6 protein-coding genes are annotated in these 6,000 nt (G+C 45.1%); 2 read left to right on the top strand and 4 right to left on the bottom strand.

The genetic code is table 11. From position 1 onward, the window contains the following. Positions 1-243: 243 nt before the first annotated feature. A complete protein-coding gene (locus AEA42_RS02455; protein ID WP_037414101.1) occupies positions 244-552 on the bottom strand; it encodes a hypothetical protein in 309 nt (102 codons plus the stop codon). A 270-nt stretch (positions 553-822) separates the two neighbouring features. Here AEA42_RS02455 and AEA42_RS02450 point away from each other — a divergent pair, with 270 nt between their 5' ends. Beyond that, complete coding sequence (locus AEA42_RS02450) at positions 823-1,347, top strand: DUF3016 domain-containing protein (protein ID WP_055646861.1); 525 nt, start codon at positions 823-825, stop codon at positions 1,345-1,347. Between the two features lie 13 nt (positions 1,348-1,360). Here AEA42_RS02450 and AEA42_RS02445 read toward each other — a convergent pair whose 3' ends face one another. Together AEA42_RS02445 and AEA42_RS02440 are read right to left on the bottom strand one after the other, a co-directional pair. After that, a complete protein-coding gene (locus tag AEA42_RS02445) occupies positions 1,361-3,115 on the bottom strand; it encodes a GGDEF domain-containing protein (protein ID WP_055646860.1) in 1,755 nt (584 codons plus the stop codon). 98 nt (positions 3,116-3,213) lie between these two features. Beyond that, positions 3,214-3,522 (bottom strand): hypothetical protein, encoded by a 309-nt coding sequence (locus AEA42_RS02440; protein WP_047536014.1) that lies wholly within the window; start codon positions 3,520-3,522, stop codon positions 3,214-3,216. Between the two features lie 48 nt (positions 3,523-3,570). On the opposite strand from AEA42_RS02440, the gene AEA42_RS02435 reads away from it, so the two are divergent. Continuing rightward, positions 3,571-4,476 carry a TraB/GumN family protein gene (locus tag AEA42_RS02435; RefSeq protein WP_055646859.1) on the top strand — a complete coding sequence of 302 codons (906 nt, stop codon included), beginning with the start codon at positions 3,571-3,573 and terminating at the stop codon, positions 4,474-4,476. A gap of 131 nt (positions 4,477-4,607) precedes the next feature. Here the strand turns inward: AEA42_RS02435 and AEA42_RS02430 are convergent, their stop codons facing one another. Beyond that, on the bottom strand, positions 4,608-5,396 hold the full coding sequence (locus AEA42_RS02430; RefSeq protein ID WP_055646858.1) for a methyltransferase domain-containing protein: 789 nt from the start codon (positions 5,394-5,396) through the stop codon (positions 4,608-4,610). Positions 5,397-6,000: the final 604 nt, after the last annotated feature.

Here is a 6,000-nt window from a genome sequence, read left to right as displayed (position 1 = left end):
TGCCTGCTTTATCGACGCCAACAGCATGAAAAACAGACTTTGCGATATCTAAACCGATTGTAGTAATCTTCATAGGTGGACCCGTCCTCTTTCTGATGAGTTTTAGCGACTACATCGTGGCCCATTGCGAGGCCGATTTAAAGTGGATGGGTCCATTCCATTATCCATGACCAACAAAACCAAAGGTATTGCTTAGAAATTAAGCTTACCTAGGATATCTTGAACCTTGGCTGAACCATAACCTTACTGCTCGTTACGCATCTCTTGGCATTGAAATCCCTGTTTACGGGAGTCAAAACCACATTTTAGACCGCATTCCCAAGGCACGTTATCGTAAAAAGATGATTGCTCTTTGGCAAAGTCTCGACAGGCCTCATAGCTGTTGAAATTATCAGTTTTTTTATACTTACCAGAATCATAACCATGGGTATAAATAAAAGATGACCAAGTTTCTGGGCGCGTGTCTTTCTCCCCTGAGGAGATAAACCAAATCGCGCTGGCAAAACAGGAAAGTAGGATCAATACAAATACAGGTACAACGGGGAATTTCATTTTTAATTAGAGGTCATAAAACAGTGTGCGAAGGATAATACTTTTTTAGGTAATATGCGCGTTAAAAAGTCACAAATTAATAACTTTATCCCTTATTGGGTATTGGATACAAAAAGATACGATATCATCTGAAATTTTCTATCATATTTACTAATTTATACAAAAGCTTACTGATTATGTGCTGTTAAGGGGAGCGTTTTGCATTAAGCTCGAGTTCAGGTTAGATTTTGTACGGTATAACGCAGAAACTATTAGGCCTAGGAGGCAAATATGAAAGTCCAGTTCCTATTACTCGCCGGTGTGTTGAGTTGCAGTAGTGTGTGGGCCGCCGATGAGGCGAAAACTGACCCTGTGACTGAAGACGGAGTGGTGAAGATTGTTTGGCAAAATCCAAAAGATTTTCGTGATATTAAATCTTCGGGCGAAATTCAGTCCCGTTATGAAAAGCGTTTATTCGATACCTTAACCACAAATATCAATAAAGAAGCCATAAAAGTCTTAAAACCGAACCAAAAGTTGGAGATGACAGTTACTGATGTCGACTTAGCGGGCGATATGCGTCCAACCTTTGGGGCGACAGCTGATGATTTACGGGTGATAAAAGATCTTTACCCACCCCGTATAACCTTTAGTTATCAAGTGCTTGAAAATGACAAAGTGATCATCGCGGGGGATGAAAAACTCTCCGACATGGGCTTTATGTCCGGCATTCAGTCAGTGAATGACAAGCCATTTATGTATGAAACAAAAATGCTCAGCGATTGGTTGAAAAAAACCGTTGCGCCTAAGTTGTAGGCATTAGTCCCATCTAAGCACTCAAGGCTTGAAGAGTCTCTTCTCGTTCTTCTAACAGGCAAAATCCGTTATTTGCCGATTTTGCCTGTTTTTTTGCCTTGGCACTTAAGGTCGATAGGCTGTGTTCATTGCAGTTAAAGGTATGGGCTGGTGTGAGTACGCCAACGCATAGGCTGATCAACTTGTGATAACAAGCTTGTCCTTGCCTGTCATCTGCCAGCATTTCTTGGGCTTGCCAATGTTCGGCACTATAGAAGAGAGGTTTATTGGTTTCAAAATCCGTCAATATCCGTTGGCAACGATCGATAAGTTGATTGCAGGTACTGATCACCACAAAGTCATCGCCGCCCACATGGCCAATAAAGCAGTTGTCCGTCTTGTATTTCACTAATAGGTTGGCGACCTCGCAGATCACCTCATCGCCGCGGCAAAAGCCGTAAATATCGTTATAAGGCTTGAACTGACAGAGATCAAAATAGGCCAAGTAGAAAGGCTTTTGTTGAGTTCTGAGACGTTTTAGTTCTTCTTGGATCGGCACATTACCGGGTAAATCCGTTAAGGGATTTGCATGCCTTGCCATTTTGATCCTGTGCTCTGTGATCCGCTGGAGCAAATCTTTGGTGTGGCCAATGCCGAGCAACTTGCCACGGCGCAGAATAATAAATTGCTGGGCGACGGTATTGGCGCTCTCTGAGGTCAATAACTGACTCACAATGGAGAGCGGTTCGTTAGCTTCAATTTGTAGCACTTGGTGATCCATCACCTCGCTAACCGCATGATTTTCATGAAGCGCCCGACCATAGGGGGTACTGAAAAGTTCGAGCAGAGTGGCTCGGATAATAATCCCCAGCGGCAGTTGATCTTGCGCCACAACGACAGCTTGTAAGGTGGGTTGGGCGCTAAAGGTGTCGCTTAGGTGCTTCAGCTTGAGTGTCGGCACCACTGTTATTGCACTGGTACAGAGGCTTTCAGCGGATTCGCTATATCTTGGCTGAATTTGGGTGTTGTTAGGGACTAAGGTCGCTTTCATTGCGCGACTTGGTTGTGCCTCTGGACGTCCAAGCAAATAACCTTGGCAATAAACAATTCCTAGCTGTTTAAGTACGGCTAGTTCTTCTTGGGTTTCAATTCCTTCGGCAATCACTTTACAAGTAAGGCTTTGACAGAGTTCGACAATCGAGCGCACAAACTCTTGTTTAACTGGGGTCGAATCAATTTGGTGGATAAAGTGCCGATCGATTTTTACATAGTCGGGGGATAACTCTGACCATAGCCGTAAACCCGAATAGCCTGCACCTAAATCATCAATAGCCGTCATAAATCCTTGGCTACGATAGTGATTCAGGCAAGATTTGAGTAAATCAATGTCATCGGCGGGATATTGCTCCGACAGCTCAATTACCACTTGTGAGGGTGAAATCCCGAGTTGTTGCAACAGTTGCAGCGTCATACCTTTAGGGTGAGCCGGATCGAGCAGGGCTTTTGGGGAAATATTGATAAACAAACGCCCTTGAAACTGACGTAGCTTAAATTGCTCCAGCGCAATACGGCGGCATAAGGTTTCTAACTCACTCAACTTGCCTTGATGCTCGGCGGTTTTAAAGAGGGGAACGGGTGAATATAGTGGGCTGTGTTCTGGCCCACGACTGAGCGCCTCAAAGCCGTGGATCTTATGTTCCAATATATTGAAAATGGGCTGAAATAGGGGGCTGATTGCCCCCTTCGCAATTATCTTATCAAGCTCTTGTGCTAGATCTAAACTCGTCATTACTTCTGCCCCCGCAACAATGTTTGCGGAGTCTATGACTTAGAAATGACAAAATGATGACAATTTGTGCGGCTGAAAATCCACTCGTGGAAATGGAATTAACTTTGCTTTTTAAAGGCGTGCAGCGTTTGCAGCAGCGCGGCCAGTTGACGCACTAAGGTTTCGAGTGCGACGGGGTCAAGGCTACTGTGTTGCTGCAATTTAGTTAAGTCATCGACCAGTTCTTGCACGTATGGCAAAAAGCGATTGCTTGAAACCATAAACCCTTGTTCGGCTGTAAAGATACTCGTGAATTTTCCATGGCCAGCTTTTTTCAATTCATCTAACTTAGCGTCGGCATCGATGGCTTGGCGATAGGCGATTTGAAGATTTTCTTTCAGTTGCTCTATAACCTTAGTGTGTGGCATAACAGCGTCTCATTGCAAAATTTGCAGGAATTATAAGGGGCAAAGGATATGGCAACAAGTCGGTGGCGACTATTACTCGTACTCTTAAGTGTTACGCTGTTTGCAAGTGGGATAACTTGGGCTGCGCCTTCGGATAAGCCGCCATTTTATCGTGTGCAATGGCAGGGGAAATCTGCTTATCTGCTGGGCTCTATTCATATTGGTCGTGCTGATTTTTATCCTATGCCTGCACAAGTTGAGGCGGCGTTCGCCAAATCCAAAGGACTTGTTGTCGAAATCGATATGAATAAGGTTGATAGCCGCGCCTTATTGCAAAAATACGGTATGGCAAATTCAGCGCAAGGGCTTGATTGGCAAAGTAGAGATAAACAAACAGTCACTACAATGAACCAATATTGTGGGGATAAAGCGAGTTTATGTCAGTCAATTCAAGCTTTCGCGCCTTGGCTACAGGCATCTCAACTTAATCTATTACGCTACAATGGCTTAGGTTTTAGCACCGATTATGGTGTCGACATGCAGTTGCTTGGGCGCGGGGATAAGCCCGTTTATGAGTTAGAGACGGCTGAGTCACAGTTTCAATTACTTGCTTCCTTTGATAGTCAAATCCAGTGGGCAATGGTACGTGAAGCTATTGATGCGCCGGATGCTGAGCTGCTCTCACTGGTTGATGCATGGCGCAGTGGTGATGAAGCCGCGCTGGATACGCTAATGCAGGAGCAACTGGGTGGCGAGGGTGATACACAGATGCTGGATAAAATTCTCTGGCAGCGTAATAAAGTCATGGCTGATGGGATAATAAGATTAATGGGTTCAGTAACTGCTAGCGAGCCTTTATTTGTGGTGGTGGGAGCGGGCCATGTGGTTGGCGATAAGAGTGTGGTGCAACTCCTTAAGCAGAAGGGCGCGACAGTAACCGCCTGTTGGCGTGAGCAATGTGACTTATCATACTGATATTTAGTGATTTGACTGGGATTGTGCTTGTGACTCTGAATTTTAACGCACTTGGTGCACTGAGTTAGGAGCAAATCATCGGGTGATTTAATAATATAGGACGCCATGGCGTCCTGTATTATTTCGCGATATTACTCAGATGCTTGGGATGTTACGGCGCTTTGCCCTAAAAAATGCACATAACGACCGAGCGAAATATAGGGCTCGCGTTGCGAATATTCGAGCTCCATCGCCAGCAGTTTTTGATAGTCAAAATCCGCAGCTTGCTGTTTTTTCAAATAATCGTGAATGACTCGCACGCCCGACTCGCGCTGCAGGGTCATGTGCCATTCGGCAAACCATTGTTTAACATCATGGATATAAAGCGGGTGCGTTGGCGTGAGGCGTACCTTCTTCTTCACTTTTAGATCGGCGGCCACATAGTCGAAATTACCCGACACGAGCGCATGGAATCGCATCGCTTCTTTATTATAAAACATCAGCGAAAACAGCCCATTGGGCTTAAGCATGGTCAATAAGCCTTCCATGGTGGTCTTGGCATCGACTAGCCATTCAACCACGGCATGACAAAGGATAAGATCGAACATGCCATGTTCAGCAATCGATAAGGCTTGAATGGGCGAATGTACTAAGCTGATGGCCAATGGCGTGTCGCTGGCATTGATTTGCTCTTTCGCTTGGGCGAGCATTTCGGCGGAAATATCGCACAGTACGACTTCATGTCCGAGGCGTGCTAGCTTTTGGCTGAAGTAACCAAAACCGCCGCCGGCATCTAAAATTCGTAATTTTTTATTGCCAAATTGCGCTAATGCAGGAGCAAGATCGCGCCATAGCACGGCAGCACGGATTTCACCTTTAGGCGTGCCATAAATATTCTTCGCGAATTTTTGCGCGAGTTTATCGAAATTCTTATCTTGCACGGGTTAACTAAGTTAAAGACTGGGGGTGATAGTGTCGCACAGGCGGCATATTTTCGCACTTTTCCTGTAGCTGCGATGATTGTTGCTTTAGGGGTTGAGTGTAACTTTTTGATTTTAAAGGTAGTAAAAAATCCTACTTTACTTAGGGATACCCAGAACTCGATCCTCTAGGGTATAATCATGCCGTTTTCGATAAACCTGACTCTAATATACCCAAGCGACCTGAAGATATGAGTTTCAGAGCGTCTAGGGGGCTTCAATTCAAGGCGCATCAATGAAGGAATGTGAACACCTTGTGAATTGATGCAACACCGAAGTGGAGTACCCTAGGCGCTCCGTCTCGGCGGGTTTTAACGCTCTTTATGCTGTGTTGGTTATTTTTAACTTAGTCCACTAGGTCCGCAAATAACCGCCTTGCCTAAAGAGCGTTACATTCCCGCTGAATCCTCATCTTCAGGTTGTTTGGGTATAATTGTCCATTCGGAGAGTCAGCATCAGCCCTTTTAAGACACTGTGTTGCCTGTTTTACACTCGTGATTTTTTGATTTTCCAGATGTTATGCATCTGTCCGGGGGTATTGCTGGCTATCCGTGCATAGGGATAG

The sequence above is a fragment of the Shewanella sp. Sh95 genome (genome assembly GCF_001308045.1).
Taxonomy (GTDB): domain Bacteria; phylum Pseudomonadota; class Gammaproteobacteria; order Enterobacterales; family Shewanellaceae; genus Shewanella; species Shewanella xiamenensis.
This window is presented reverse-complemented; position numbering and strand designations above follow the sequence as displayed.